The organism is Streptomyces luteireticuli, from assembly GCF_041519305.1.
In the GTDB taxonomy this organism is placed as follows: domain Bacteria; phylum Actinomycetota; class Actinomycetes; order Streptomycetales; family Streptomycetaceae; genus Streptomyces; species Streptomyces luteireticuli.
Genome location: NZ_CP167927.1, coordinates 1,639,857 through 1,664,706, shown reverse-complemented (window position 1 = coordinate 1,664,706; position 24,850 = coordinate 1,639,857). Strand labels below are relative to the sequence as shown.

At 72.7% G+C, this 24,850-nt stretch carries 26 protein-coding genes and 1 pseudogene; 14 read left to right on the top strand and 13 right to left on the bottom strand.

Annotated elements, in window-relative coordinates:
* The first annotated feature begins 66 nt into the window (after positions 1–66).
* Both AB8735_RS06700 and AB8735_RS06695 read left to right on the top strand, forming a co-directional pair.
* Positions 67–1,029 (top strand): aminoglycoside phosphotransferase family protein, encoded by a 963-nt coding sequence (locus tag AB8735_RS06700; RefSeq protein WP_372406013.1) that lies wholly within the window; start codon positions 67–69, stop codon positions 1,027–1,029.
* A complete protein-coding gene (locus tag AB8735_RS06695; RefSeq protein WP_372406011.1) occupies positions 1,026–1,646 on the top strand; it encodes an HD domain-containing protein in 621 nt (206 codons plus the stop codon). Before AB8735_RS06700 ends, AB8735_RS06695 begins: the two co-directional genes overlap by 4 nt.
* Here the strand turns inward: AB8735_RS06695 and AB8735_RS06690 are convergent.
* Positions 1,603–2,766: a Cmx/CmrA family chloramphenicol efflux MFS transporter gene (locus tag AB8735_RS06690; RefSeq protein ID WP_372406009.1), complete on the bottom strand. Its 1,164-nt coding sequence runs from the start codon at positions 2,764–2,766 to the stop codon at positions 1,603–1,605. The genes AB8735_RS06695 and AB8735_RS06690 overlap by 44 nt on opposite strands.
* Before the next feature lie 245 nt (positions 2,767–3,011).
* Positions 3,012–3,866 carry a hypothetical protein gene (locus tag AB8735_RS06685; protein ID WP_344022502.1) on the bottom strand — a complete coding sequence of 285 codons (855 nt, stop codon included), beginning with the start codon at positions 3,864–3,866 and terminating at the stop codon, positions 3,012–3,014.
* A 237-nt stretch (positions 3,867–4,103) separates the two neighbouring features.
* Between AB8735_RS06685 and AB8735_RS06680 the strand changes: the two genes are divergently transcribed.
* Both AB8735_RS06680 and AB8735_RS06675 read left to right on the top strand, forming a co-directional pair.
* Positions 4,104–5,231, top strand: coding sequence for a DUF5954 family protein (locus AB8735_RS06680; RefSeq protein ID WP_372406007.1), 1,128 nt, complete (start codon positions 4,104–4,106; stop codon positions 5,229–5,231).
* 114 nt (positions 5,232–5,345) lie between these two features.
* The gene (locus AB8735_RS06675; RefSeq protein WP_372406005.1) at positions 5,346–6,260 is read left to right on the top strand and encodes an NADP-dependent oxidoreductase; all 915 of its coding nucleotides are present in this window, start codon (positions 5,346–5,348) and stop codon (positions 6,258–6,260) included.
* A 37-nt stretch (positions 6,261–6,297) separates the two neighbouring features.
* Here AB8735_RS06675 and AB8735_RS06670 read toward each other — a convergent pair whose 3' ends face one another.
* A complete protein-coding gene (locus AB8735_RS06670; protein WP_372406003.1) occupies positions 6,298–7,248 on the bottom strand; it encodes an NAD-dependent epimerase/dehydratase family protein in 951 nt (316 codons plus the stop codon).
* A gap of 262 nt (positions 7,249–7,510) precedes the next feature.
* Between AB8735_RS06670 and AB8735_RS06665 the strand changes: the two genes are divergently transcribed.
* Together AB8735_RS06665 and AB8735_RS06660 are read left to right on the top strand one after the other, a co-directional pair.
* Positions 7,511–8,296, top strand: a complete 786-nt coding sequence (locus tag AB8735_RS06665) for a phosphatase PAP2 family protein (protein ID WP_372406001.1) — start codon at positions 7,511–7,513, stop codon at positions 8,294–8,296.
* 232 nt (positions 8,297–8,528) lie between these two features.
* The gene (locus AB8735_RS06660; protein WP_344022512.1) at positions 8,529–11,015 is read left to right on the top strand and encodes a tetratricopeptide repeat protein; all 2,487 of its coding nucleotides are present in this window, start codon (positions 8,529–8,531) and stop codon (positions 11,013–11,015) included.
* Between the two features lie 26 nt (positions 11,016–11,041).
* On the opposite strand, the gene AB8735_RS06655 is transcribed toward AB8735_RS06660, so the two are convergent.
* On the bottom strand, positions 11,042–12,016 hold the full coding sequence (locus AB8735_RS06655) for a zinc-binding alcohol dehydrogenase family protein (RefSeq protein ID WP_372405998.1): 975 nt from the start codon (positions 12,014–12,016) through the stop codon (positions 11,042–11,044).
* 115 nt (positions 12,017–12,131) lie between these two features.
* Here AB8735_RS06655 and AB8735_RS06650 point away from each other — a divergent pair, with 115 nt between their 5' ends.
* On the top strand, positions 12,132–12,461 hold the full coding sequence (locus tag AB8735_RS06650; RefSeq protein ID WP_372405996.1) for an ArsR/SmtB family transcription factor: 330 nt from the start codon (positions 12,132–12,134) through the stop codon (positions 12,459–12,461).
* A 10-nt stretch (positions 12,462–12,471) separates the two neighbouring features.
* Here AB8735_RS06650 and AB8735_RS06645 read toward each other — a convergent pair whose 3' ends face one another.
* The 4 genes from AB8735_RS06645 to AB8735_RS06630 are packed head-to-tail and all read right to left on the bottom strand — an operon-like array spanning position 12,472 to position 16,171.
* Positions 12,472–13,434, bottom strand: a complete 963-nt coding sequence (locus tag AB8735_RS06645) for a hypothetical protein (RefSeq protein ID WP_372405995.1) — start codon at positions 13,432–13,434, stop codon at positions 12,472–12,474.
* Between the two features lie 18 nt (positions 13,435–13,452).
* Entirely contained in the window at positions 13,453–13,938 is a 486-nt protein-coding gene (locus AB8735_RS06640; protein ID WP_372405994.1) for a hypothetical protein, read from the bottom strand.
* Positions 13,935–14,819, bottom strand: a complete 885-nt coding sequence (locus AB8735_RS06635) for a carboxymuconolactone decarboxylase family protein (protein ID WP_372405992.1) — start codon at positions 14,817–14,819, stop codon at positions 13,935–13,937. Before AB8735_RS06635 ends, AB8735_RS06640 begins: the two co-directional genes overlap by 4 nt.
* A gap of 26 nt (positions 14,820–14,845) precedes the next feature.
* The gene (locus AB8735_RS06630; protein WP_372405989.1) at positions 14,846–16,171 is read right to left on the bottom strand and encodes a hypothetical protein; all 1,326 of its coding nucleotides are present in this window, start codon (positions 16,169–16,171) and stop codon (positions 14,846–14,848) included.
* A gap of 135 nt (positions 16,172–16,306) precedes the next feature.
* Between AB8735_RS06630 and AB8735_RS06625 the strand changes: the two genes are divergently transcribed.
* From AB8735_RS06625 to AB8735_RS06615, 3 genes are all read left to right on the top strand, one after another.
* On the top strand, positions 16,307–17,206 hold the full coding sequence (locus AB8735_RS06625; protein WP_344022526.1) for a LysR substrate-binding domain-containing protein: 900 nt from the start codon (positions 16,307–16,309) through the stop codon (positions 17,204–17,206).
* Between the two features lie 203 nt (positions 17,207–17,409).
* Entirely contained in the window at positions 17,410–18,711 is a 1,302-nt protein-coding gene (locus AB8735_RS06620; RefSeq protein ID WP_372405988.1) for a DegT/DnrJ/EryC1/StrS family aminotransferase, read from the top strand.
* Positions 18,712–18,846: 135 nt separating this feature from the next.
* Positions 18,847–19,293, top strand: a complete 447-nt coding sequence (locus AB8735_RS06615) for a hypothetical protein (protein WP_372405986.1) — start codon at positions 18,847–18,849, stop codon at positions 19,291–19,293.
* A gap of 88 nt (positions 19,294–19,381) precedes the next feature.
* Here AB8735_RS06615 and AB8735_RS06610 read toward each other — a convergent pair whose 3' ends face one another.
* The 3 genes from AB8735_RS06610 to AB8735_RS06600 form a co-directional block, all read right to left on the bottom strand.
* Positions 19,382–20,020, bottom strand: a complete 639-nt coding sequence (locus tag AB8735_RS06610; RefSeq protein ID WP_344022532.1) for a hypothetical protein — start codon at positions 20,018–20,020, stop codon at positions 19,382–19,384.
* Positions 20,021–20,149: 129 nt separating this feature from the next.
* Positions 20,150–20,341, bottom strand: coding sequence for a DUF397 domain-containing protein (locus AB8735_RS06605; protein WP_372405984.1), 192 nt, complete (start codon positions 20,339–20,341; stop codon positions 20,150–20,152).
* A complete protein-coding gene (locus AB8735_RS06600; protein WP_372405982.1) occupies positions 20,338–21,189 on the bottom strand; it encodes a helix-turn-helix domain-containing protein in 852 nt (283 codons plus the stop codon). The genes AB8735_RS06605 and AB8735_RS06600 overlap by 4 nt, the downstream gene beginning before the upstream one ends.
* Positions 21,190–21,340: 151 nt before the next feature.
* Here AB8735_RS06600 and AB8735_RS06595 point away from each other — a divergent pair, with 151 nt between their 5' ends.
* Together AB8735_RS06595 and AB8735_RS06590 are read left to right on the top strand one after the other, a co-directional pair.
* Entirely contained in the window at positions 21,341–22,207 is an 867-nt protein-coding gene (locus AB8735_RS06595; protein ID WP_372405981.1) for an ATP-binding protein, read from the top strand.
* A 20-nt stretch (positions 22,208–22,227) separates the two neighbouring features.
* Positions 22,228–22,386, top strand: a pseudogene (locus AB8735_RS06590) (DUF6255 family natural product biosynthesis protein); the annotation flags it as partial.
* Between the two features lie 20 nt (positions 22,387–22,406).
* Here AB8735_RS06590 and AB8735_RS06585 read toward each other — a convergent pair.
* A complete protein-coding gene (locus AB8735_RS06585; protein WP_372405978.1) occupies positions 22,407–22,934 on the bottom strand; it encodes a hypothetical protein in 528 nt (175 codons plus the stop codon).
* A gap of 177 nt (positions 22,935–23,111) precedes the next feature.
* Between AB8735_RS06585 and AB8735_RS06580 the strand changes: the two genes are divergently transcribed.
* On the top strand, positions 23,112–23,432 hold the full coding sequence (locus AB8735_RS06580) for an antibiotic biosynthesis monooxygenase (RefSeq protein ID WP_344022542.1): 321 nt from the start codon (positions 23,112–23,114) through the stop codon (positions 23,430–23,432).
* 16 nt (positions 23,433–23,448) lie between these two features.
* The gene (locus tag AB8735_RS06575) at positions 23,449–24,195 is read left to right on the top strand and encodes a serine hydrolase (RefSeq protein ID WP_372405975.1); all 747 of its coding nucleotides are present in this window, start codon (positions 23,449–23,451) and stop codon (positions 24,193–24,195) included.
* Here the strand turns inward: AB8735_RS06575 and AB8735_RS06570 are convergent.
* On the bottom strand, positions 24,188–24,835 hold the full coding sequence (locus AB8735_RS06570; protein WP_372405973.1) for a DUF5825 family protein: 648 nt from the start codon (positions 24,833–24,835) through the stop codon (positions 24,188–24,190). The genes AB8735_RS06575 and AB8735_RS06570 overlap by 8 nt on opposite strands.
* Between the last annotated feature and the right edge of the window lie 15 nt (positions 24,836–24,850).

Here is a 24,850-nt window from a genome sequence, read left to right as displayed (position 1 = left end):
TCCGAGAACTCCTTCGTCCGCCGCGTCCCGTCCTCCCGACCTCCGGCCCTCCGAAGGAGCCCTTCCGTGCACACCTCCACCACCCTGATCGACGTCCCCGACGCCTTCGTCGCGTCCTACGGGGCGCACGGCGCCGGGGAACGCGCCTGGCTCGCCCGGCTGCCCCGCCTCGGCGCCGCGTTCCTGGACCGCTGGGGCCTGCGGCCCGACGGCCCGTCCGCCCATGGCATGGCCTCGCTCGTCCTGCCCGTCCTCCGGGACGACGGCACACCCGCCGTGCTCAAGCTCCAGCAGCTCCGGGAGGAGACCGCGGGCGCGGCCGCGGGACTGCGGGCGTGGAACGGCGACGGGATCGTCCGCCTGCTCGACCACGACGAGCGGACCGGGACGCAGTTGCTGGAACGGCTGGACGCGGGGCGGCCCCTGTCCTCGGCCGACGATGACGACACGGCCGTGAGGATCCTGGGCGGACTGCTGGCCCGGCTCACCTCCGTGCCCGCGCCGCCGGGCCTGCGGCGGCTGTCCGCCGTCGCCGGGGCGATGCTGGACCGGGCGCCCCGGGCACTCGGAACGCTCCGGGACCCCGCCGGGCGGGAACTGATACGCACCTGCGCCGCCGCCGTCGCCGAACTGGCCGGCGAGCCGGGCGACCGTCTCCTGCACTGGGACCTGCACTACGACAACGTCCTCGCCGCGGACCGCGAGCCCTGGCTCGCCATCGACCCCGAACCACTGGCCGGCGACCCCGGCTTCGAGCTGCTGCCCGCGCTGGACAACCGGTGGGACGCGGTGGTGGCGACGGGGGATGTCGCACGGGCGGTACGGCGCCGGTTCGACCTGCTGACGGAGATGCTGGGGCTGGAGCGGGAGCGGGCGGTGGGATGGACGCTGGGGCGGGTGCTGCAGAACGTGCTGTGGGACGTGGAGGACGGGAAGACGGAACTGGACCCGGTGCAGGCGGCGGTGGCGGGGGCGTTGCTGGGGCGGGGGCGCAGGGCGCGCCGGGCACCGGATACCTTTCCCCGGTGACCTCCCTCCCCACCGACGCCGACCTCCGCGCCCTGCACGAGAAGTACGCCCCCTCGCAGGCCGCCTTCGAACTCGTCCACACGCACTGCGAGATCGTCCGGGACATCGCCCTGCAACTCCTCTCCGTCAACGGCGACCGGCACGCCCTGGATCCCGAACTCGTCCGCGTCGGCGCCCTCGTGCACGACATAGGCGTCTACCGCCTCTTCGACGCGGACGGGAGGCGGCTGGACAAGGAGCGCTACCTCCGCCACGGCGTCCTCGGGCACGAGATCCTGCGCGAGGAGGGGTTCCCGGAGCGGCTGTGCCGGTTCTGTTCCTGCCACACGGGGGTCGGGATCACCCGGGAGGACATCGGCCGGCAGGGCCTGGACCTGCCCGTCGCCGACTACCTGGCCGAGACGGGGGAGGAGCGACTGGTGATGTACGCGGACAAGTTCCACACCAAGTCCACCCCTCCCTCGTTCGTGTCGGCGGACGCCTACAGCGCGCACATCGGCCGGTTCGGAGCGGAGAAGGCCGCCGCGTTCGAGGCGCTGCGCGCGCGGTTCGGGGAGCCCGGCCTGGACGGGATCAGGGACCGGTACGGACCGGGACACGGACACGCGACGGCGTGAGCGCGGCCGTCACCAGGGCGAGCGCCACCAGGACGGCCGCGGTCCACAGCGGGGCGCGCTCGCCGAGACCCGCGTCGAGGGCCGCGCCGCCGGCCCAGGGACCGGCCGCCGCACCCGTGTTGAGGGCGGCGGTGGCGAAGGCCCCGGCGAGGGCCGGGGCGCCGGCCGCCGCGTAGAGGGCCCGGGTGATCAGGGTGGAGCCGACGGCGAACGCGAGCGTCCCCTGGAGCGGGACGAGGACGAGCGCCGCCGCGCGGTCGCCGGCCGTCAGCGCGAAGAGGGCCCAGCCCGCGCACAGGGCCGCGCCGCCGCCCACGAGGAGGGGGAGCGGCCGGGTGTCGGCGACCCGTCCGCCGAGGGTGACACCGGCGAACGACCCCAGGCCGAAGAGGGCGAGCAACGCCGGGATCCAGGCGGGGGCGTAGCCGGTGACGCCGGTGAGGACGGACGCCAGGTAGGTGAAGGCGCAGAATGTGCCGCCGTTCACCAGGGCGGCCAGGAGCAGGACGAAAAGGAGCCGGGGGCGGCGCAGGACGCGCAGTTCCGCGCGGACGCGGACGCCGTCCGCGCCGGGCGCACCGGCCGGCACGGCGCGCAGGATCGCGACGAGGGCCGGGAGCGAGAGCAGCGCCACGGCCCAGAAGGCCGACCGCCATCCCCAGACCCGGCCGAGCAGGGCACCGGCCGGAACTCCCGCGACGCAGGCGAGCGTCACGCCGCCGAGCAGGACGGAGGCGGCCCGCCCCTTGGCGTCCGGACGGACCAGGTCCGTCGCGGTGGCCAGACCGACCGCCAGGAAACCGGCGTTGGCCAGTGCACCGGCGAACCGGGTGGCGAGCAGGACGCCGAAGCTCGTGGTGACGGCGCCGAGGACGTGGAGGAGCAGGAAGGCGGTCAGGAAGACCAGCAGGGCGTTCCGGCGCGGCCAACGGCGGCCCAGGACCGCCATCAGGGGCGCTCCGACGACCATGCCCACGGCGAACGCGGAGGTCAGTCCGCCCGCGGTGGCGAGGGACACCTCCATGTCGCGGGCGATGCCGGGGAGTAGTCCGGAGAGCATGAACTCGGACGTCCCCTGGGCGAACACGGCGAGTCCGAGCAGATAGAGGGCAAAAGGCACAGCAGAACTCCACAGCCACACAAGGAGGGATCACGGAAGGGTGAACTCCGGTGATCCGGTGGCAGGGAGCGTCGACGCCGGGCGCGGAAGGCGCGGGCGGGACGTCAGGGGCCTGGCCACCGGATGACCGGTGGCCGGCGTCTGGACGACTCGGGGCTCGACACGGACGGCAGACTAGTCACGGTGCGCCCGTGGCGTCCAAGGGATTTCCGCCCGCACCTTCCGTCGTCACGGGTTGGCGGCCGTCACGGATTGGCGGTGACCCTGAACCCGGCGCCGTACACGCCGCCCGGCGTCGCCGCGTCCCGGGCGCGCAGGTCGGCGAGGATGTTGGCCGAGCTGGTGTACACGTACGGCGGGAGGCCGAGCGCGATCGCCTTGGTGATGCCGGCCCAAGGGCCCTCCGCCCGGTAGCCGTTGGCCTCGGACGGATAGGCGCTGCCCGGCACGTGCCAGATCGCGGGCCCGCCCGAATCGCCCCTCTTGTGCGGCGCGTGGGACTGGTAGATGCCCCGGTCGTTGTTGGTCACGCGCCCGTACCAGACGCCCAACTGGCCGGACACGACGAGCTCGTTGTTGTCGAAGAGGCCGGCGCCCAGCAGGCGCTCGTTGTCCGGGGCGGGAGCGGTCGCGTTGGGGCCGGCCTTGCCTCCGGGAACCTCCAGTTCCCCGGTCTGCTTCAGCCACGGTCCCTGGGACGAGGGGATCGTTCCGGCGGTCAGCTCGATGACCATGTAGTCCTTGGTCGGATGGCCCACCATGGACCCCTCGGGGTCCTTGTAGTAACGGACGTGGCCGATCGGGCCGAACGCGGGATCCTGACGGTCGTAGACGGGGATGGCGTCCTCGGGGACCTCGCGGTCGGAGTACGGGGTCCGGACGAGGCAGTGGCCCGCCGAAATGGCGATCTTCCGCCCGTACTTGTCCGAGCCCACCGCGCCGATCGTGCAGAAGTGCGCGGTGTCGGACGGGCCGAACATGATCTGCAGGGAGTTGTACACGCGCTTCTGCGGGTCGGCGTGGGCCGCCTGACCGGTGCTCAGGGCGATGGCCGCGGTGACCGCCAACGCCGTGAGCAGCGCGCGTATGCGTATGGGCACGGTGAACCTCCTGTCAGTGCTGCGGATCGTCCGCAACGGGTCGTTCCGCAACGGCTGTTCCGCAACGGTGAGCAGCGGCTCATGATGTCAGCGGGGAACGCCCCGGTCGACGCCCGGACCGGTCACCGCCCGAACCGGCACCGCCGCGTCGCCCTCCCGCCGTCCCGCCGTCCCCAACCCCGGTCCGTCCGTTCCGTTTTGCTGCGCGCGCCCCGCCGCGCCCGACATGCTGGGTGCATGTCCGATCACAGTGAGCAAGTGCCGGGTTACCGACAGATCAGGATGGCGGTGCCGACCGCGCCGGTCGCGGCCCTGGCCGACGAGGAGGCCTGGCGGGCGCGGGACGGCTACCCGGACATCCTGGGCGCCGGCGGCGCGGTGTTCGGGATGGCCCGGGAGCGCGAGGAGGGCGGCTGGGAGATCCTCTCCCACCTCGGGGACCACGCCCCGCAGGACGCCAGGGACACCCTCGCCTCGCACTTCCGCAAGCTCGAGCAGGACGCGCGGGCGGCCGGCGACCGCGCCCTGCGCGAGGAGTGCGCCGCCGCGTACGAGCTCCTGGACTGGGAGGCCATCGACGAGTTGACCGTCGGCGGCTGCCGCTACCGGGTGGTGCGCGGGGAGCGGTTCATCCGCATGGGGCCCGACGGCCCCGAGCCCCCACGCCCCTCGGACCCGGACCCGGCGAGACCGGGCCACGGGCACCGGGTCCCCGATCCGGTGGACGGCTTCGTCATCGACACGGTCACGGCCACGGGCATGTCGGAGGGGATCCTCAAGGCGGAGCTGCTCTCCCTGGTGCGCAGGCCCGGCACCGTGCCGGCCGACGTCCGCGACGACTCCGTGAGGGCGGCGCACACGCACCCCGGCGGCGTTCTGCTGCCCGCCACGTTCATGATCGCGGAGCGGGTGGGGAGCCAGTGGGAGCCCGTCACCAGCGGCAGCAAGAACCCGCAGGCGGCCCGCGACACCCTGACGACGGACCTGCGGGTGATGGCCCCGGTGATGCGGCGGCTGGACGCCCGTGAACGGGCGGAGTACGCGCGGGCCGCCGACCTCCTGGACGAGGAGCGCGGCAGCGAACTGCGCGTCATGGACCGCCTGTTCCGGGTCGTCCGCGTCGAACGGCTCGTCCGCGTGGGCCCGGACGGCCCGGAGGGACCGCGCCCGTCCGACCCCGACCCCCAGCCGCCGGTGATGGTGCACGACCGCCGGCTGAAGGAGCAGGGCCTGCTCCGCGAGGACGACGAGGGCGAGGACGAGGAACCGCCGCAGGAGGTCAGGGAGATGATGGCGCTCGCGGAGCAGGAGCGGGAGCGCCGCCGCGTCCGGGACGGGACGGACGGGACGCGGGGCTCCTACTGAACCCTGAACGGCCCGGGGCGTTGCCCCGGGCGTGGCGACCCGGCCCACTGCCTGCGGCGGGTGTCATGCTGACCGCAAGCGATCTTCGAGGGGGATTCCCAAGGAGGCATACGCATGAAGGCGGTACGCATCCACGAACGGGCCGGGGCCGAGGCGCTGGTGGTGGAGGAGGCCCCCTACCCGACGGCGGCCGAGAACGATGTGATCGTCCGGGTGCACGCGGCGTCGTTCACCCCCGGCGAGCTCGACTGGCCCGGCACCTGGCAGGACCGGGCGGGACGGGACCGCACCCCCGTCGTCCCCGGCCACGAGGTCTCCGGCGAGGTGGCCGAACTCGGCTACGGGACGACCGGGCTGACGGTGGGGCAGCGGGTCTTCGGCCTCACGGACTGGACCCGGGACGGCACGCTCGCCGAGTACGTGGCCGTCGAGGCGCGCAACCTGGCGCCGTTGCCCGCGACGATCGACCACGTCACGGCCGCGGCTCTGCCGATGGCCGGACTGACGGCCCGGCAGGCCCTGTTCGACCACGGCGGCCTGCGGGCCGGGCAGACGGTGCTGGTGCACGGGGCCGGGGGAGCGGTGGGACGGATGGCGGTCCAGCTGGCCCGGGCGGCGGGGGCGCGCGTGGTGGGAACCGGCCGTGAACGCGACCGGGCCGTCGCCCTGGAGGCCGGTGCCGAGCGCTTCGTCCCCCTGGACGGCCGCTTCGAGGAGGAGACGGGCCGGGCGGATGTGGTCCTGGACGTGATCGGCGGGGAGATCCTGGACCGCTCGGCGGCGCTGGTACGCGCCGGCGGGACGCTGGTCACGATCGCCGCACCACCGAAGGTGCGGCCGGCGGACGGCCGCGCGGTCTTCTTCGTGGTCGAGTCGAACCGTGAGCAACTGGCGGAGTTGGCGGGGTGGGTACGGGAGGGGAGGCTGATGCCGCGGGTGGGGGCGGTGCGGGAGTTGGGGGAGGTACGGGAGGCGTTTTTGGGGAAGGGGAGGGTTTCGGGGAAGGTGGTGGTGCGGGTGGTGGGGTGAGGGGGGCTTTGCCTCTGGCCCTCCCCCAGAGGCAAAATCACCCACCCAACAACACCCGCTCCTCCTCCACCGAAAACCCCACCCCTAACCCCGGCTCCCCCCGCCCCCGATCCCACGCCAACACATCCCCCACCGTCACACCCAACGGCGTCGTCGGCAGCCCAACCGCCCGTGCCCGCGCCGCACTTCTCCGCTGGGCCGCCCAACACCCCCGCACCAGCGGGAACATCGGAGGCGCCACCTCCGGAGGCACCCGCACCACCTCCACCGAGGACCCCGCCACCCGTGCGCATGTCTCGATCAGGCCGCCCAGCGTCACCGGCACCTCGGGCCCGACGGCCTGGAACGCGCCGGGCCGGTCGTCGGCGAGCAACTGCACGACCAGGCAGGCCAGATCGCGGACGTCCAGCACCTGCACCGGCTGCCGGGGATCCGTCGGCACGGCCACCCGGCCGCCCCGGGCGGCCCGTCGTACCCAGTACGGGAAGGTGTCCATCGGATCGTACGGCCCGACGACCTTCCCGGGGCGCACGATCGTCGCCCGCTCCCCGTACCGCGCGAGGACGTCGTCCTCGCAGGCGACCTTGAGGGGGCCGTAGGTCGACCCGTCGAGGACCTCCGTGTCGCGGACCGGCCGCCGCCGCGGCGCGGACTCGTCCGAACCGGGCTCCAGTCCCTCCGTCGCGTACACCGCGTGGCTGGAGACGAACAGATACCGGCCGACCCGGTCGCCGAGCGCGTCCATCGCCTGCCCGACGTGCCGCGGCAGGAAGCCGCTGACGTCCACGACTGCGTCCCAGGGGCCCCCGTCGCGCAACGCGGCGCAGTCCCCGCTGTCCCGGTCGCCGAAGAGCCGCGGCACTCCGGGGAACAGGCCGGCGCCGGTCCGGCCGCGGTTGAACAAGGTCACCGAAAAGCCGGCCCGCAGGGCTTCCGTCACGATGGCGCGGCCCACGAACGAGGTGCCGCCGAGGACGAGCAGTCGCATGCGCCCGACCCTAGCGGCGCGACCAGGGCGCGCCCCCGCCCCCGGCGGCCACCGCACAACCCGCCATGATCGATCACACCCGGTGACGGACCGGGCACCCGCTGTCGACCCGCGGCCGACGGGCTTGGGAGCTCACCCGTCCTCGCGTGTACTTTTTGATGTACGGACCGCGCCGGTCACCGCTGTGGCGCGGCACCGGCTCGTCATCCCGTGCGTGCAGCCGCCCCGGCGCCGCCATGCCGATACGAAGGACGCCCCACCCATGCCCTACGTGCGCCACTGGTTGCGCAACTCCGTCCTGCTGTTCGCGGCAGCGATCGTGCTCGGGCTGGTCGCCGCGCACACGTCGCTGATCCAGCCGCACGACCTGGACCTGGACCGCACGATCCAGACCAACACCCGCACCGGCTGGCTGAACGACGTCATGAAGGGGGTCAGCTACCTGGCCTCCCCGGTCGCAGGGGTGATCATCCTCGCGGTCTGGAGCGGCTGGCTGCTGTTCGTCCGGCGCCGGCCGGTCACGGCCGTCTCCACCTTCCTCGTGGTCGCGGTCGGCTGGAACAGCACCCAGATCGCCAAGGCGATCGTCGCGCGGAACCGGCCGCCCCGGCAGTTCTCGCTCGACCCCGAGATCGGTTCCAACAGCTTCCCCAGCGGCCACACCGCCTTCACCGTCGCGGCCGTCGTCGCCGCGTACTTCCTCTTCCGCAACTCCCGGCACCGCCGCACCGTCGCGGTCCTGGGCGTGTGCGCCGTGCTGTTGGTCGCCTTCTCCCGGATGTACATCGGCGCCCACTACCCGACCGACACCTTCGGCTCGGTGCTGGTGGCCGGCTCGGCGATCCTCTTCATGACGGGCGTCTGGCACGCCTGGCTGCTGCCGAGGCTGGACCGGATCCCGGTGGTGAGCCCGCTCCTGAACCGGTTCGGGCTGGAGGAGGAGCAGGCCGAGCTGGCCGCGCAGCAGGGCGGCGGCGCGTACGGCGGCGTACCGGGCCCGGGCGGCCCGCGCCGCTCCGGCCGCCACCGCAGGCATGCGTCCCGCTGACCCCGGACGCGTCGTACCCCGACGGCCCGCCGACTCCCCGGAGCGGCGGGCCGTCGCCGTACGCCGGGCGACCCCGGCCCCGGGACATCGATGGGGAGCGGGAACGGAATGTGCCAGGGCCCGCCGCGCGCCCCCGTGAGCCGCTCCCGTCGCCCTACAAGCGGCTCCGGCGGCCCGCCATACTTGAGGGGGCCGGGGGAGCACGGCGAATCGACGGGGGCGGCGGCGCAGGATGGCGGAGACCAGGCTGATCCAGGGCCGGTACCAGCTGCTCGACCGGATCGGGCGGGGCGGCATGGGCGAGGTGTGGCGCGCCCGCGACGAGTCCCTGGGCCGGCATGTGGCCGTCAAATGCCTCAAACCGCTCGGACCGCAGCACGAACCGTCCTACCTTCGGGTGCTCCGCGAGCGCTTCCGCCGCGAGGCGCGGGTCGCCGCCTCGCTCCAGCACCGCGGCATCACCGTCGTCCACGACTTCGGCGAGAGCGACGGCGTCCTCTACCTGGTGATGGAGCTGCTCGACGGGCGCAACCTCAGCCAGCTGCTGGAGGACAACAAGCAGCACCCGCTCCCCGTCCCCGAGGTCGTCGAGATCGCCGAACAGGTCGGCGCCGCCCTCGCCTACACGCACCGGCAGGGCATCGTCCACCGGGACCTCAAGCCGGCCAACATCATGCGGGTCACCGACGGCACCGTGAAGATATGCGACTTCGGGATAGCGCGCCTCGGGCACGACATCGGCTTCACCGCCCGCCTCACCGGCACCGGCATCGCCATGGGCACGCCGCACTACATGTCGCCCGAGCAGATCGGCGCGGGCAGCGTCGACCACCGCAGCGACCTGTACTCGCTGGGCTGTGTGCTGTACGAGATCGCCACCGGCGCGCCTCCGTTCGACATGGACGACGCCTGGGCCGTGCTCGTCGGCCACCGCGACACCGCGCCCCGGCCCCTGCGCGAGCTGCGCCCCGAGCTGCCCGAGGCGTTCGAACAGGTCGTGCTCGACCTGCTGGCCAAGGACCCCGACGACCGGCCGGACGACGCGACCGAGCTGGTGCGGCGCGTCACGGGTACCTGGCCGCGCCGCGAGGGCCCGGCCTCGCGCCCCCTCCTCTCGCTCTCCGACGGGCTGCCGCGCCAGCCGCGCGAGACCGTCTCCCGGCCGGACGGGCAGCCACGGCTGCCGGCCTGGGCCCAGCACATGACCACCGGGTCCAAGGCGGCGGGCACCGGCCCGGTGCAGGCGCCGCCGGATCCGGCGGCGGGCCTGACCGGCTCGTGGACGACGCCGTGGGGACGGCAGGACGGGCCGCCCCCGCCGAACGGGACGTCCGGGCCGGACGCCGCGCCGCGGAAGCCGGTCCCGGGCGGGGCGGCGGACACGGGCTGGCCGCCGTCCGTCCCCGAGCGGCGGACGGCCGTGTCGGCGCGGACGTCCCCCGCCACGGCCCGCCGCGTCACGGGCGTGCCCCACCCGGCGCACGCCGCCGATCCGCGCCGGCCCGCGCCCCGGCCCGCCGGTGCCGAGCGCCCCCCGCCGTCCCCGCTGCCCTCCCCGTCCCCCTCCCCGGAACAGCTCGCCGAACTCGCCGCCCGGCACAGCGGCGGCCTCCGCCTGGGCCGCGCGGGCCGCTGGGCCGAGGCCGGCGAGGCACACCGGGCCGTGGTCGCCGAACGGGAGCGGCTGCTCGGCCCGGACCACCCCGACACCCTGGCCAGCCGCTACGAGGTGGCCTTCTCGCTCAGCCGGCTCGGCCACCCCGAGGAGGCCCTCCGCGAGTTCGTGCGCACGGCGGCCGCCCGGAGCCGGGTGCTGGGCGCCGACCACCCCGACACCCTCGCGGCGCGCCAGGAAACGGCGTACGTCCTCGGGCAGTTGGGCCGCCACTTCGAGGCGCGGGAGGTGTACGCCGACGTGCTGGCCGCCCGGGAGCGCATCATGGGCCCGGACCACCCCGACACCCTGCGCTGCGGGCACAACCTGGCGTTCAGCCTCAGCAGACTGGGACGGCAGGAGGATTCGTACCGCATGGCGCGCGACGTCGCCGAGGCGCGGGCGCGGGTGCTGGGCCCCGGCCATCCCGACACGCTCGTCACCCGCTACGAAGTAGCCTACGCGCTCGGGCAGTTGGACCGCTGGGAGGAGGCCCTGAGCACCTACCGGGAGGTGGCCGCGGCCCGTGGCCGGGTGCTGGGCGCCGACCACCCCGACACGCTCGCCGCCCGCTACGAGGCCGGCATCTGCCTCGGCCGCCTCGGCCGCAGCGCCGAGGCGCTGGAGCTCTACCGCACCCTGATCGAGGACCGCACCCGCGTCCAGGGCCCCGTCCACCCCGACACCCTGCGCGCCCGGCACGGCCTCGGCGTCAACCTCGGCCGCCTGGGCCGCTGGGAGGAGGCCCTCGCCGAGGCCCGCGACGTGTGCGCGATCCGCGCCCGGGTGCTGGGCGCGGACCACCCCGACACCCTCGTCAGCCGCCGCGAGGTGGCCGTCGGCCTCGGCTGGCTGGGCCGCTGGACCGACGCCCTCGCCGTCTACCGCGACGTCGCCCAGGCCCGCCAGCGGGTCCTCGGCGCCGACCATCCCGACGCGCTCGCCAGCCGCAACGACGAGGCCCACTGCCTGGAACAACTCGGCCGCACCGCCGAGGCGGCCGAACTCTACCGCCAGGTCGCCGCCCTGCGCCGGACGAGGACCCCTCACGGAGACGCCCCCTGACCTTCACCGGCTGCCCGCCGCCGGCCTCAATCACCCACCCGCAGCAGCAGCTTCCCCGTGCTCGTCCTGCTCCCCAGCAGGCGGTGCGCGTCCGGGGCGTCCGTCAGGGGGAACTCGGCCGTCACCGGCAGCTTCACCGTGCCGTCCGCGATCGTGCGGAACGCCCGGGCCGTCAACTCGCGCAGCGCGTCCGGGGCTTCCCGGGCCAGGGTGAACAGGGAGAAGCCCGCCACCGAGGCGGTCTTCGGGAACAGTTCCGACTGGCCCACCTGCCACGGGTCGGCGGCGCTCGCGTTGCCGTAGGAGACGATGCGGCCGAACGTCGCCAGGGAGGCGAGGCACTGCCGGAAGGAGTCGCCGCCGACCGGGTCGAGGGCCAGGTCCACGCCGCGGCCGCCCGTCGCACGGCGGACGTCGTCGGCGAACGACGCGGTCGTGAAGACCTCGTCGTAGCCGTAGCGGCGGGCGTAGTCCGCCTTGGCGGGGGAGGAGGTGACGCCGTAGACCGCTCCCGCGCCCGCCGCCTTCGCCAACTGGCTGACCACCGTGCCGACTCCGCCCGCCGCGCCCTGGACCAGGACCGAGTCGCCGGGGCGGATCCGGCCCACCTCGTGGAGGAGGGCGTGGGCCGTGGGCAGGACCGTCGGGACGGTCGCGGCGACGCGCAAGTGGCCTTCCGGCAGGGCGAAGACGGCCGTCGCGTCGGCGACGACCACCTCCGCGTACGAGCCGCCGGGGGTGAAGGCGGCGACCGGCTGGCCCGGGTAGAAGCCCAGGACCCCCTCGCCGACGGCGCGCACCCGGCCGGACGCCTCCAGGCCGGGGCGGAAGGGCAGGGACGGGACGCGGTAGCCCTCCGTCCGGGCCTTGACGTCCGCGAAGTTGACGCCGGCGTAGGCGACGTCGATGCTCACCTGCCCCGGGCCCGGCTCCGGTGGCTCGGCCGTCACCACCCGCAGGACCTCGGGGCCGCCGTACTTCTGGAACTCGATGGCACGCATGGCCGTGCTCCCCTCCCGAGAGTGTTCAATCAAGAGCGAACACTTTGGAGTGTAAGATCGGCATCGAACACTCGCAAGCGTGCATCGGCGCATAGGGCATAGGGGGATCAACGACATGGCAGCACGCACCAGTCACCGTTCGGCGCCCGCGCACACCCACCCCGACGACGTCGCCGTGCAGGCCGCCCTCGCCGCCCTCGCCGACCCCGTGCGGCTCCAACTCGTGCGGGAGCTGGCGAAGACGGACGACTGGACGCGGACGTGCGGGAGTTTCGACGTACCCGTCGGCAAGGCCGCGTGCAGCCACCACTTCGCCGTGCTCCGCGCGGCCGGACTGGTCGAGCAGCGGGACGAGGGCGCGAGGCGGCTCAACCGGCTGCGCCGCGCCGAGTTCGAGGCGCGGTTTCCGGGACTGCTCGGTCTGGTGCTGCGCGAGGACGGCTGACGCGGCGTGATCACCCGGCGGGTGCGGGCACTTCGTACCCGGGGGAGACCGCCAGCTCCGCCTCCGCCATCCCCCGCGCCCGCCCCGCGAAGTAGAACGCGACCTGCTCGCCCGGCCCGTAGCACGGGTCCGCCGTCCGCAGCCGGTTGAGCCGTACGAAGATGTTCCACTCGTCGTGCGAGCCGCGGCTGTACGCCGCCCCCGCCCGCACGGTGTAGTAGCGGACGAACTCTTTCCGGCGCTCCTCCCACACCGCCGCATCCGCCGGGTCGGTGAGACAGAGCAGCCGGGGCGTCCCCCCGCTCGGCACCGTGCCGAAGTCGGCGCAGAATCCGGGGTCCACAGCCGACTTGCGGGCGAAGTACTCCTCCACCTCCCGCACCAGGGACCCCGTACCGCCCGGGTCGAAGAACGCGTGGACGTCGTCCGGCCCCAGGAAGTAGACCGCGTCGAAGAGCCCGGCGAGCTGTCGCCCACGGCGCGTCCGGTCCGGCGGATCGCCCGGATATCCGTCCTCCAGGTATCCGTCCTCCGTGATGACGCGCGTCCACATCCGCATGTAGTCCCCGCCGCCCGGCTCGGCCTCGGCCTTCAGCGTCTCCAGCGTGATGTCCCGGCCTGTCTCCCAGGCGAGTTCGGCGATATGACGCATGATCAGGCCGGTGCCCTCCCTGGACTCCAGCTGGTACGCCGCCGGGTTGAGGACGAAGAACCGCTCGCCCCACCGGTCGGCCAGCCGGCGCGTGACGAAGTTGGCCACCTCGGTGTTGGTGCGCGCGTGGCTGCCCCCGCGCGAACTGACCGGGCAGCTGAGGTAGACGACCATGCGGTCCTCGGCCCGGGCGCGGGCGATGTCCGACTGGATCAGGGCGGTGTGCTTCTGGAAGATCTCGAACCAGTCGCCCGTGTGCCAGGTGAAACGGATGACGGGCCGGTCGGGGACCGGGTAGCCGGTCTCGGTGGCGGCGGTCACGGCGACGCACCCCCTCTCTCAGAACGGGGCAAGGCTGTACGGGCCGGTGCCCACGGCGACCAGGAACAGTGACACGGTGAGCAGCGTGACGTTCTTCAGCGCCGAGCTGTAATGGGCCATACGGGCCGAGACGTCCAGCTCGGTCAGCGTCGGCCGGAGCTTGGCGGGCAGGGCGGGGGACAGCCGGGCGGCGAGGGCCCCGGCCACGGTCCGGCTGCGCAGGTGGACCGCTGTGCCCGGCACCAGGAACAGCGCCAGCAGGGCGGCGCCGATCCGTCCGTACCCGCCCAGCAGGACCGACAGCCCGCCCAGGCCCATCATCGCGACGCCCGCGGCCGCCAGGGGGACGGCGTGTCGCGGAGCGATGACGGCGACCATGTCCCGCGTCCACCGGAAGGCCGCGCGGTCCTTGCCGCAGGCCCAGGCGGCGTTGAGGAACAGGCCGCCCATGCCCAGCCGCAGGATCAGCCAGCCGGCGGTGGCGAGGGTGTCGTCCATCGTCATCGCCCCCAGCCGGTCGCGCCGAGCAGGTTGTTGTTGCGGACCTTGATCCGTTCGGGTACCCGCTGGTTGTACGTGGCGACGAAGTCGGTGCCGTCCTGCTGCGGGTCGGTCTCGTCCATCACCTTCAGCACGGTGAACCAGGTGTTCAGCAGCCCGCTGAAGTGGGCGATGCACCAGGTCAGTTCGACCAGCATGGCGTTGACGTACGCGTCGAGATAGCCGTCCGTCCCGGTGCCCGGCTGCCCGCCGAGAGGGCCCTTGGCGACGGTCTCCTCGGCCCGGTCCCGGAACGCCGCGCGGAGCGCCGCGAACTGTTCGTCCGTCACGGAGTGCGGATCGCGCTGGATCGCCTCGGCCAGCCGCAGACAGAGCAGTTGCGGTTCGGTGTAGAGCGGCCCGCTGTCGTACGCCTGGTTCTCGAAGTCGGGCTTTCCTGTGCAGTCCACCAGATGGAAGAGCATCTCCTCGGCCCGGCGGGCGCGTTCGGCCGGATCGCCGTACGGGAGGTCCTGGCAGAGCGTCGTGAAACCGATGAAGGTGTGGTGGGTGACGGAATACCGGCTGCGGTTGAGCAGGCTCACCAGGTTGATCACCAGCTCCTTGGCGACTCGGTCGACGAGGCCGGTCTGCGGAAAGAGGACGTCACCGGACGGCCGCGGCACGTTCCCGTAGCGCGGCGGGTCGAAGATGAACGAGTTGGCGTAGTCGACCTCGGTCCGGGCGAGGCCGGTCTGCCAGGCCATGGTGCGGAAGAGATTGTTCGGTATGCCCCAGGTGCGGGCGCTCTTGTCGAACTCCGTGACGACGTAGGGGTCGGCGTGGTCCATGGGCATCGGTGGCACCCGGGAACCGGGGGCGGACGGCTGGATGAGATCGGACATGGCACTCACTCGCTTCCTCGGCAGGTTCAGTCGAAGGGCCTCAGACGGCCCCGCTTGTCGGCCCAGTGGCCGACCAGCCCGGGCCATTGCCCGACCAGCGCGCGGGCCGCCTCGGTCGCCGTGGGCTTCATCTCCTCGGGCAGCCACAGATAGCCGCCCTGCTCGGGCGGGACCAGCCCGCGCACGAGGTCGCGTACGATCACCCGGTCCTGCCGGGAGTCGGCTCCGGTCTCGCCGGGGTGCGACGGGTCCTCGGAGACGGCGGACGCATAGCCGCGGGTGGACATCTGGTCGGTCCCGGGCACGAGCCGCCAGAGCTGCTGTGCCTGGTAACTCGTCATCGAGCCCGCCAGATTGGCCCCCAGCCCCCGGTAGTGGCAGTAGTCGACGAAGAACCGGATGTCGTCGAGGGAGAGGATGCCCCTGCGCTCCAGCCCCGTGGCCTCGTCGACGTCCAGGGAGTCGAAGTCGGCCATCTCCGGGCTGCGTTCGGTGGCGACGAGGCCGACCCGGGCCGTCTTGAGGAGGATGCTGGTGTCCAGCATGATCGCGTTCGCCCCGGCCCGGGCCGTCGCGTCCACCATGTTCGCGATGACCTTCCGGTCCGTACGACGGCACGCGGGATCGTCGGTGAGGCCGTAACGGGCGTGCGGGAAGAGGTCGTTGAGGGCGACGGTGGTGCACGTGGCCCCGGCGGGCAGCGCGCCCTTCTCGATCAGGGAGTCCAGGTCGACCTGGCCGGGATCGGTGAACAGCGGACCGCCGTCCGGGGCGCGCAGCGTGCCGACCGCGTAGTCGGCCAGGTCGAAGACGTCGTCCGCCGCGCCCGCTTCGCACGGCTGGTACTCGCGCAGCTCCACCAGCGCTCGCCGGATCGCGGGCACCGGCCGCCGCTCCCGCCACAGGTCGAGGTCCTGGACGAACAGCACCGACATCACCTGGGAGTGCGGGAACTGCTCGGTCCGGCGCAGCGTGAGGACGCACTCGCCCAGCACCTGGGTGAGGAGGTCCAGCGGCATGCCGTCCAGCCCCACCTTGACGATGTTGCACGGGTGGACGCGGGTGCCCATGGAGAGCGCGACGCCGAGCGCCGCCTGGGACGCCTTCCCCGCGATCTCGTACGGGGTCTTCTCGATCGCCTGCCCGGTCGCCGAGCGGCGGAACAGGAGCTGGTCCTCGCCGATGTTGGTGGACAGCTGGACGTCCAGGTCCCGTCGGTAGTCGAGCACCGCGTCGCTGATGGCCATGATCTGCTGGGGCTTGATGTTCCCCAGCGCGCTGCGCGGATCCTCGCTGTCGACGATCCGGGCGCCGCCGAGCACGGCCTCGCGCGCTTCCTGGGGGCTGAACACACTCACCAGTAGCTTGCGATTTCTCGTCCGGTCCGTCATGAGAACCCCCAATCACGGAATGCTCGATGTCCGGCAATTCGAATGTGGCAGCGGCTCGCCGAGCATGTCCAATAGATTCGTTGATAACCTTTTTGCATGGATGTGGATCTGCGGGTCCTGCGATCCTTCGTCGCGGTCGCCGAAGAGCTGCATTTCACCCGGGCCGCGGAGCGTCTGCTGGTGTCCCAGCCCGCCCTGTCCAAACAGATCGACCAATTGGAACGGCACCTGCGGGTGCGGCTGCTCAGACGCTCCAGCCGCCAGGTCGCCCTCACCCCGGCCGGGCAGGCGCTGCTGCCCGGCGCGCGCGATCTGCTCGACACCTGGGACCGGCTGCTGGGCGAGGTCCAGGAGGCGGCCGCCTCCGAGGCCCGGACGCTGCGCGTCGGCTTCATCGCGAACGCGGCGTGCGAGCTGACCCCGCGGATCCTCGCCGAGTTCGCGCGGGCGCGCCCGGACTGGCGGGTGGCGATGCTCCAGGTCCCCTGGACCGACGCGACGGCCGGGCTGGCCGACGGGGACGTGGACGTGGCCCTGCTGCGGCCCCCGCTGCCCGAGGGGGCCGTGCGGATCCGTACGCGGGTGCTGTTCGCGGAGGAGCGGTGGCTGGCGCTCGCCGCCTCCCATCCGCTGGCCGGCCAGGACGTGATCCGCTTCGAGCAGTTGCTGGACGAACCGTTCATCGCGCTGCCGGAGGAGGCGGGGGCCTGGCGGGACTTCTGGCTGGCCCTCGACCACCGGGGCGGCCATCCCGTCGTCGTCGGGGCCGAGGTCAAGACCTCGGACGAGTGGATGGAGGCCCTCGCCAACAACTTCGGCGTGTGCCTCACGGGGGCGTCGACGGCGCGCTACTACCCGAGACCGGGCGTCGTGTACCGGCCGATCGACAGGATCACGCCCACGGAAGTGGTGGTGGCCTGGCGGGCCGACGACCAGCGGCGGATCGTCGCGGATTTCGTGACGGCGTGCGTGGAGACGGCGGAGCGGGACCGGTAGCCGGCGGGCCCGAATTGCCCAGCGGGTGCCCACCGGGCCGCGCCGCAATTCGGCCCGCGCGGGCTCGGCCCTTTTATGCCGCCACGTTATGGAGCGAACTATTGGACATCCGCCGGCGCTCCTTGCGACGTTCGAAGAGAGCCGAAGGAGCCGAAGGAGCCGAAGGAGCCGAAGGAGCCGAAGAGAGCCGCTGGAGGTGCCTCATGCCCGACACCGTGGAACGCGCAGTCGCGGCCGGCCCGGCCCTCACCGGCGGCAGCCGGCCCGTCGCGCCCGACCCCCCGGTCTGGCCCGAGCGGGGCGAGGAGGAGGCCCGCCTCCTCCAGGAGGTCCTGCTCGACGGCGCATGGTCCGCCCCCGCCGGCCCCCGGACCGCCCGCTTCGAACGCCGCTTCGCCGAGCTCCAGGGGCTCACCCACGTCCGCTGCGTCACCAGCGGCACCACCGCCCTCCAACTGGCCTGCGAGGCGCTCGGCCTCGGCCCCGGGGACGAGGTCGTCGTCCCCGGCCTCGCCGAACAGGGCACCGCCGGCGCCGTCCTCGACGCCAACGCCGTCCCCGTGCTCGTGGACGTCTCGCCCGACACCTGGTGCCTCGACCCGGCCGCCGTCGCCGCCGCGATCACCGACCGCACCCGGGCCGTGATCGCGGTGCATCTGTACGGGGCGATGCCCGACCTCACCGAGCTCGCCGCCCTCGTCGCCGCCCAGAACGGCCTGGCGCTCATCGAGGACTGCGCCCATGCCCACGGCGCCCGGTGGGGCGAGCGCGGAGCGGGCGCGATCGGCACGCTGTCCGTCTTCGGCTTCGGAGCGGGCCGGACGCTCACCGCGGGGGAGGGCGGATGCGTCACCACCGACGATGCCGTCCTGGCCGACCAGTTGAGCAGTCTGCGCGACTGCGGACGGCCCCCTTCCGGGACCCCGCCCCCGTTCTGGCGTCCCGTGCAGAGCGGCAACCACCGGATGACCGAGTGGCAAGCGGCCGTACTCCTCGCCCAGTTGGACCGGTTCGAGGAGCAGCGCGAGCGCCGGGAGCGCGTCGCCGCCGTCTGGCGCGAGGCCGCCGAGGGCAGCGGCTTCCTGCGCCCGGCCCGGCTGCTCCCCGGCGTCCGCCGCCCGCCCGGTCACGCGCTCGCCCTCTCCTACGACGAACGGGCCTTGGACGGCGTCCCCGTGGAGACCTTCCGCGCCGCCCTCGCGGCGGAACTCTCCGTTCCCGTCGGCCCCTGTTTCCAGCCGCTCGGCGACTCCCCCCATTACCGGCCCCGCACCAAGCGCAAGCACTGGCTGTCGGCCGCGTACTGGAACGCGATCGACCCGGCGCGTTCCGACCTCCCCAACTGCGCCGCCCTGCACCGCACGTCGGTGGTCGTCCCGCATACGGCGATGCTGCGGCCCGGCGCCGAGGACCATCTGGCGCAGGCCCTGGAGAAGATCGCCCGTGGCGCGGACCGGCTGCGGCGGTGGCGGGCCGGGCCGGGACCGCTCGGTTCGCACCTGTGACCGAACGGTCCGCGCCGTCATGACGATGGCCGCATCCGGCCCTTACGCGGCGCCGGATGCGCCGGAAGGGTGGGGCCTGCGCCGGCGGCGACCAGCCACCAGCGGATGTGAACCGTGAGAGAGGGAGACCCGTACATGCCTCCGATCCCGGTCAAGCCTGGCATCTACAAGATCCACGCCCACATCATCGGCCCGACCAGCCTGCTGACGGCCACCGAGTACGCGGTCAAGCACGGCGCTCCCGTCATCACCGACCGCCTCAACCCCCTCCCGATCGAGCAGGAGTGGATCGTCCGGCCCGTCGAGCCGGTGCCCGGCGCTCCGTACACCATCCACCTCGCGCAGCACGAGGCGGCGGGCCTGGTGATCCCCGAGGACAAGCTCTGGGTCAACAGCGTTCCGCCCGCCGAGTGGGCGAAGTTCACCTTCGAGCGGGTCATCGGCGGGGTCAAGATCCTGTCGGAGAAGGGGCTCGCGCTGCGTGCCGGGCACCGGGGCGCTCAGATCGAACTCGTCGCGCCCAAGCCCGAGTTCCAGGAGACGTGGACCCTGGAGTTCGTCTCGCCGCTCAACGAGGAGTAGGGCGGGTGTACGAGGGGGCGGCCGGTGGTACGACCACCGGCCGCCCCCTCGTCGCGTCGTCCGGCTGTCCGGTCGTCCGGCCGTCCGATCAGGAGAGCCGGGCCAGGGTGAGGATCACGCTCGGGATCAGCGGACCCTCCGAGGGCTGGACGGCGTTGAAGCGCACGTTGTCGCCCTTCGCCCTGACCTGGACCGTGTCCCCCGCCTTGAGCGGCACGGCCGACTGGGACACGACCACGTGCGTGCTGTGCGCGGCCGCCTGGCAGAGGCGGACGCCGCTGTTGGGCAGGGCCTGATGGTTGATCGTGAACCAGGTGTCCACGCACCCCTCCGTCGGGTCCTTCCCCTGCTGCACCCCGCCCTTGTCCGTCAGCACCTGCGGTGCGACGACGATGAGGTACGTCCCCGCGTGCTCGACCGTGACCGAGTCGTCGGTGACCTTGACGCCGTGGTGCGCGTCGTCCTGCTCCAGCCGTACGGTCTTCACGGAGCCGTCCTGGACCTGGTCCTCGGCCGAGGAGAGCTGAGCGAAGTCCGTGCTGTGGACGACGCCTTGGATGCCCTGGGCCTCGTACGGAGCGGTGGAGGGGCGGGCGTCGGACCGGTCGTCCTGATCGTCGGAGGGGTTGGCGTGGGTGGAGCCGACGGCCGTCACGGCGAGGGCGAGGGTCGCGGCGGCGAGGGAGAGGAGGGCGCGGAGGTGAGGGCGGGGGCGGGGAGCGGACACGGGGCCTCCCGTACGTGTTCCCGACGAGGATGTCGGGAAGAGCGTATTGGGGGCCGGATGCCCCGGTGTATTGGGAAATTATGTGCAGTTACTGCCTCCTTCGGGTGTTTATGGACAGTGGGCTCGGCGTCAACGGCCCTTCTGGGCGTCCACGAATGCCTGCCAAGCGGTGGAGGTGAAGAGGAGGGTGGTGCGGCGGGCGGGGTCTTTGGTGTCTCTTATGGCCTGCCGAGAGCCCATTAAGAGGGCGTGTTCGATGCAGTTGTTGTCCTCACCGCTGTAGCTGCTGGTGTGCCAGGCGGCAGCTCTGCTCGTCATCATGTGTATTCCTTGGCAATGTCTTCGATGAGCCGTTGCGATTCGTGTGGCGACAGAGCGTAGGCCGTGAGCTCGGCCCACAGTTGGGCGTAGGCCCGCACATCGGTCCGCTGTTCCAGCAACGTACCTCCGGTCATGTGCTCAAGCCATGCCACGTCGATGGCGGGCTCCCCGCGAAGGCTGAAGAGTACGAAGGGCTGCATCTGATGGTTGATGAATCTTGCTTTCAGCGGGAGAACCTGCAGAGTCACATTGGCCAGGTGGCCGACGTCGCAAAGATGCTGAAGCTGCTCCCTGATCAGGTCCCCCGGCCAGGGAAGTCGGCGAAGTGCCGTTTCATCCACGATGGCACGCAGCCGGAAGTCCGGTTGCTTCTCGATCAGTTCCTTGCGCTTGAGGCGTGTGGTCACCATCATCTCGACGCGCTCGACGGGCAGCACCGCTGTGAACAGCTGACGCATATATGCCTCCGTCTGCAGAAGCCCGGGCACGAGGGCCGGTTCGTAGTTACGCATCACCTCGGAGTCCGACTCCAACGTGAGGTAGTCACGCAACGTGTCCCCCAGCAGGGGGCCTTGGTAAGACCACCAGTCGACCTTGTGGATGTCCCGGGCCAGTTGCTTGAGGCTGACCCGATACTGGTCGTCCTCGACCCCGTACCGGTCGAGCAGCAACGTCAGATCGATCTGACGAATCCCCCGCTTCCCGTTCTCGATCTGCGAGATCTTCGGCTGGCCGCACTCCAGGATTTCGGCGACCTCCGCCACCTTGAGGTCGTTCGCCAGCCGCAGGCGCCGCAGCTCGTTGCCGAGGCGCCTGCTTCGCATCGTGGGCATGTCGCTCTGAGCCATGGCTGCATGATGACGCACCGTACTGACACAGGGGCCCCATGCCTGCCCGTTCACTCGATAGTGAACTTCCATCCAGAAATACTTGCCTAAGCGAAGTCCCTGAGGCCAGGATCGCCGACGTCCAGTCGGCCTGCGCTCCCTGGAGGGGGACATGGCAATCCGCACCGCCCACACCGATCGAGGGCTCACGCTCGAACTGGTCCTCCAGCCCGTGGAGTTGCGGATAGTGCGCCACCTCGTCCGCACCCGACTGCACGACTGGGGCCTCCATGGCCCCCTCGTCGACGACGTGCTGACCGTCGTCAATGAGCTCCTGGCCAACGTCGTCGGCCACACCCCCGACCCCCGTTGCACGCTCCGCGTCGAGCGCCGGACGCACACGCTGCACATCAGCGTGCGCGACAGCCACCGCGCCCTCCCTGTAAGGCGCCACGCGCCCACCGGCACAACAGGCCGCGGCCTGGCCCTCGTCGGCGCGCTCACGCGTGAACGCTGGCACGTCGTGCCGACGGCCGACGGCGGCAAGGAGGTCCACTGCCTGCTGGACCTCCCGCGCGCGGCCCCGGCCGTCAACGGCACGGACGTCGTCCGCGAGATCTTCCGCTACGGGATCGCACGCCCCGAGCGCCTGGCCGACGTCGTACGCCTCACGCGCCGCGCTTGCGACCACCGGTCGGCGGGGCGACGCTGCACCTCCCGCTGCCTACGGGTGGCCGTCGGATCCGTGGTGCACGCGGGCGGCAGAGTGCGGCTGACGCAGGGCGGATTGTCGCCGCGTGATGCCTCGCTGCCAGGCGCGGCGGCCCGTGTCGCCGGTGCGGGAACGGGGTTGCTCCTCGCCCCTGCCGCAGCGCCTCCGCTGTGGCTCGAACAACAGCCGCCCCACCGCCTCCGCTTCTGGTACCTCTTCGAGGCCCCGTCGGCCGTAGCGGATGCCGGATGGATTCCGGTTGAGACGGTTCCGGCCACCCCACTGCGGGAAGCGATCCTTCCGGTCGCAAGAAAGGAGGGACAGTGACGTTCTCGGTCGGCAGGCTCATGGACAACTGCCCGCACCGTGAGGGCTGGGAATCGGGGAACGGCGAGGAGCGCTGCACACGCTGCGGGACGCGCCGCTTCACGGACTACGGCGCGTTGCGCCCGCCGGAGGTGCCGCAGGTGGTGGCTCCGTCGCCGGAGGAGTGCGCCCGGGCGGACCGCGCGGTGATGAGGGAACCTCAGCCGTTCAGGCCGAACTTGGCCAAGGCCGTGGTCCAGTCCTTGGCGATGGCGGACCGGGCCGGCTCCAGACCGACGCGCCCGTCGCAGACGGCCCGCTTGAGCCGGTTCTCGACGACGTCCTTGTCCTGGGCCGGTCTGTCGCCGTAACGCGGCTCCGGCCAGAGGTTCTTGGGGTCCTTGGGGGCGCCGCCGAGTTCGAGGGGAACGAGGTGGTCCTCCTCGTAGTCCGAGGTGTCGGTGTCGCTGTAGCCGTACTCGGCTATCTGCCGGACCTTGAGACGGTTGGTGTAGGAGGTGGGCGGGCGGACGGTCTTCGTCCAGCCGGGGACGCAGATCGTCGAGCCGATGGTGCGCTGGGTGACGTCGGGGTTGTAGGCCCCGGGCTGACAGGACGGGTCGGGCAGCGGGAGGTGCGACCGGCTGCATACGCCGGCGGCGGTCGCGGGGGCGGCGCCGACGGCGAGGCCGGTGGCGGCGAGGGCGAGGGAGGCCGCGACGGCGGCGAGGCGGTGGGAAGGGTGCATGGGGGGCTCCGAGTTGGGACATGCCGATATGGACATGTCAGCACTCGGAGGGGGTGCGGACCAGGGGCGCCGGGTGAACGGCCGGTGTCGGTCCGTCGCGCCGCCGGCGTTCGCCGACCGCCGCGCGGGTGCCACCCCGCCTCGGCGGTAACAAGGGACATCGGGCACCATTGGGGCATGAGCGTAGTGAAGATCAACGTCCTGACCGTTCCCGCCGACAAGCGTGATCTCCTGGAGGAGCGCTTCGGAGCCCGTGCCGGGCTCGTGGAGGGGGCGGAGGGGTTCGAGCATTTCGAACTGCTGCGGCCCGTGGACGGGACGGACGAGTACTTCGTCTACACCCGCTGGCGCAGCGAGGAGGACTACCAGAACTGGTTCAGCGGCACGATGCGGCAGGGGCACCAGGGCGGTGACGGCGAGCAGCGCAAGCCGGCGGCCACCGGGGCGCAGCTGAGGGCGTTCGAGGTCGTCCAGAGCGCGGCGCCCAAGAACGCCTGACGGCTACAGTCGGGGGGTGCTCTCCCTCGTCGTCGCGCCCTGGGGGCGCGCTCCCGTGGTCCTGCGCCGTCCCGATGTGCCGCACACCGCCGCGAGCACCATGAAGGTGGCGGTGCTCGCGGCGGTGTACCGGAGCGGGACGGACCTGGACCGGCCGGTGGCCGTGCGCAACGCGTTCGTCTCGGCGGCGGGCGGCCGGATGTATGCGATCGACCCCGCCGAGGACAGCGACCCGCTGCCCTGGGAACGGCTGGGCGGTACGGCCCCGCTGCGCTGGCTGGCCGGGCGCATGGTCACGCACTCGTCGAACCTCGCCACCAATCTCTGCCTTGCCGAGGTGGGGCACGAGGCCGTGGCCGAGGTGTGGCGGCGGGCCGGGGCGACGGGGAGCACCAGTCCGCGCGGGATCGAGGACCTGGCCGCGCGGGCGGCCGGGCTGCTCAATGTGGTCACCGCGCGCGACCTGGTCCGGCTGCTGGAATCCCTGGAGCCGGAGGTGCTCGCCCTGCTGGAGCGCAACGCGCACCGGGTGGACCTCGCCGCGGGCCTGCCGCCCGGCACCCGGCTGGCGAGCAAGAACGGCTGGATCGAGGGCGTACGGCACTGTGCCGCCGTGGTGTACCCCGAGGACGCCCGCCCGTACGCCGTCGCCGCCTGCTACAGCGGGCCCCTCGCCTCCGGGCACGACGTAGACGACCCGGCGGCCCGGCTGCTGGCCCGGATCTCGGCCCGGGTGTGGCGCGAGCGGCACGGCCTCAGATGATCGTGTGCCCCTGCGGCCAGCGGCGCACCCGGTACGGGGCCCACCAGGCGCGGTCGCCGACGCGTACCGCCAACTCCTCGGCCAGGAAGTCCGCCAGCGCGTCCGGCGGCAGGTCCTCGGCGCGCGGGGCGCCCTGTTCGAGGGCGGTGATGGCCGCCAGGTAGTGCGGCTCGTCGATGGTGAAGCGGCGCAGCTCCCGGTACCGCCGGTCGCGGACCTGGACGAAGCCCGGGCCGCGCCGGTACATGCACATGCAGATGTAGTGGTCGTGCCGCCAGGTGCGCAGCACGGAGGCCGGGTCGGGGACGCCGAGGACCGCGGTGGGCGGGGCGAGATGGGCGAGCCGCAGCCAGTCCCGCGGTCCGGGGCCGGGCCGTACGGTCCAGTCGACGCTCACCGCGAGGGCGGTGAGCGCGGCGATCAGGTTGAGCGTCCGGACGGTGCGAACGGCGCGCCCGTCGTCGAACGGGCCCGTCAGGTCGACGGGTTGGCGGAGGACGACGTGCCGGGCGCCGGCGTCGAAGAGGCGCTGCGCGTGGTGGGCGCCCGGGTCGTCGAGGTGCTCGGTGCCGATGCGCATGCCGGGCAGGGCGCAGGCGTCGGGGTCGTGGTCGCGCCACAGGGTGAGCGTCAGCGTCACGAGGACTCCGTCATG

What these genes read in the sequence shown, in the direction of transcription:
- AB8735_RS06680 (WP_372406007.1), top strand. Translation starts at nt 4,104, where the DNA reads ATGTCCGATCACAGTGAGCAAGTGCCGGGTTACCGACAGATCAGGATG.
- AB8735_RS06675 (WP_372406005.1), top strand. Translation starts at nt 5,346, where the DNA reads ATGAAGGCGGTACGCATCCACGAACGGGCCGGGGCCGAGGCGCTGGTG.
- AB8735_RS06670 (WP_372406003.1), bottom strand. Translation starts at nt 7,248, where the DNA reads ATGCGACTGCTCGTCCTCGGCGGCACCTCGTTCGTGGGCCGCGCCATC.
- AB8735_RS06665 (WP_372406001.1), top strand. Translation starts at nt 7,511, where the DNA reads ATGCCCTACGTGCGCCACTGGTTGCGCAACTCCGTCCTGCTGTTCGCG.
- AB8735_RS06660 (WP_344022512.1), top strand. Translation starts at nt 8,529, where the DNA reads ATGGCGGAGACCAGGCTGATCCAGGGCCGGTACCAGCTGCTCGACCGG.
- AB8735_RS06655 (WP_372405998.1), bottom strand. Translation starts at nt 12,016, where the DNA reads ATGCGTGCCATCGAGTTCCAGAAGTACGGCGGCCCCGAGGTCCTGCGG.
- AB8735_RS06650 (WP_372405996.1), top strand. Translation starts at nt 12,132, where the DNA reads ATGGCAGCACGCACCAGTCACCGTTCGGCGCCCGCGCACACCCACCCC.
- AB8735_RS06640 (WP_372405994.1), bottom strand. Translation starts at nt 13,938, where the DNA reads ATGACGATGGACGACACCCTCGCCACCGCCGGCTGGCTGATCCTGCGG.
- AB8735_RS06635 (WP_372405992.1), bottom strand. Translation starts at nt 14,819, where the DNA reads ATGTCCGATCTCATCCAGCCGTCCGCCCCCGGTTCCCGGGTGCCACCG.
- AB8735_RS06625 (WP_344022526.1), top strand. Translation starts at nt 16,307, where the DNA reads ATGGATGTGGATCTGCGGGTCCTGCGATCCTTCGTCGCGGTCGCCGAA.
- AB8735_RS06620 (WP_372405988.1), top strand. Translation starts at nt 17,410, where the DNA reads ATGCCCGACACCGTGGAACGCGCAGTCGCGGCCGGCCCGGCCCTCACC.
- AB8735_RS06615 (WP_372405986.1), top strand. Translation starts at nt 18,847, where the DNA reads ATGCCTCCGATCCCGGTCAAGCCTGGCATCTACAAGATCCACGCCCAC.
- AB8735_RS06605 (WP_372405984.1), bottom strand. Translation starts at nt 20,341, where the DNA reads ATGATGACGAGCAGAGCTGCCGCCTGGCACACCAGCAGCTACAGCGGT.
- AB8735_RS06600 (WP_372405982.1), bottom strand. Translation starts at nt 21,189, where the DNA reads ATGGCTCAGAGCGACATGCCCACGATGCGAAGCAGGCGCCTCGGCAAC.
- AB8735_RS06595 (WP_372405981.1), top strand. Translation starts at nt 21,341, where the DNA reads ATGGCAATCCGCACCGCCCACACCGATCGAGGGCTCACGCTCGAACTG.
- AB8735_RS06585 (WP_372405978.1), bottom strand. Translation starts at nt 22,934, where the DNA reads ATGCACCCTTCCCACCGCCTCGCCGCCGTCGCGGCCTCCCTCGCCCTC.
- AB8735_RS06580 (WP_344022542.1), top strand. Translation starts at nt 23,112, where the DNA reads ATGAGCGTAGTGAAGATCAACGTCCTGACCGTTCCCGCCGACAAGCGT.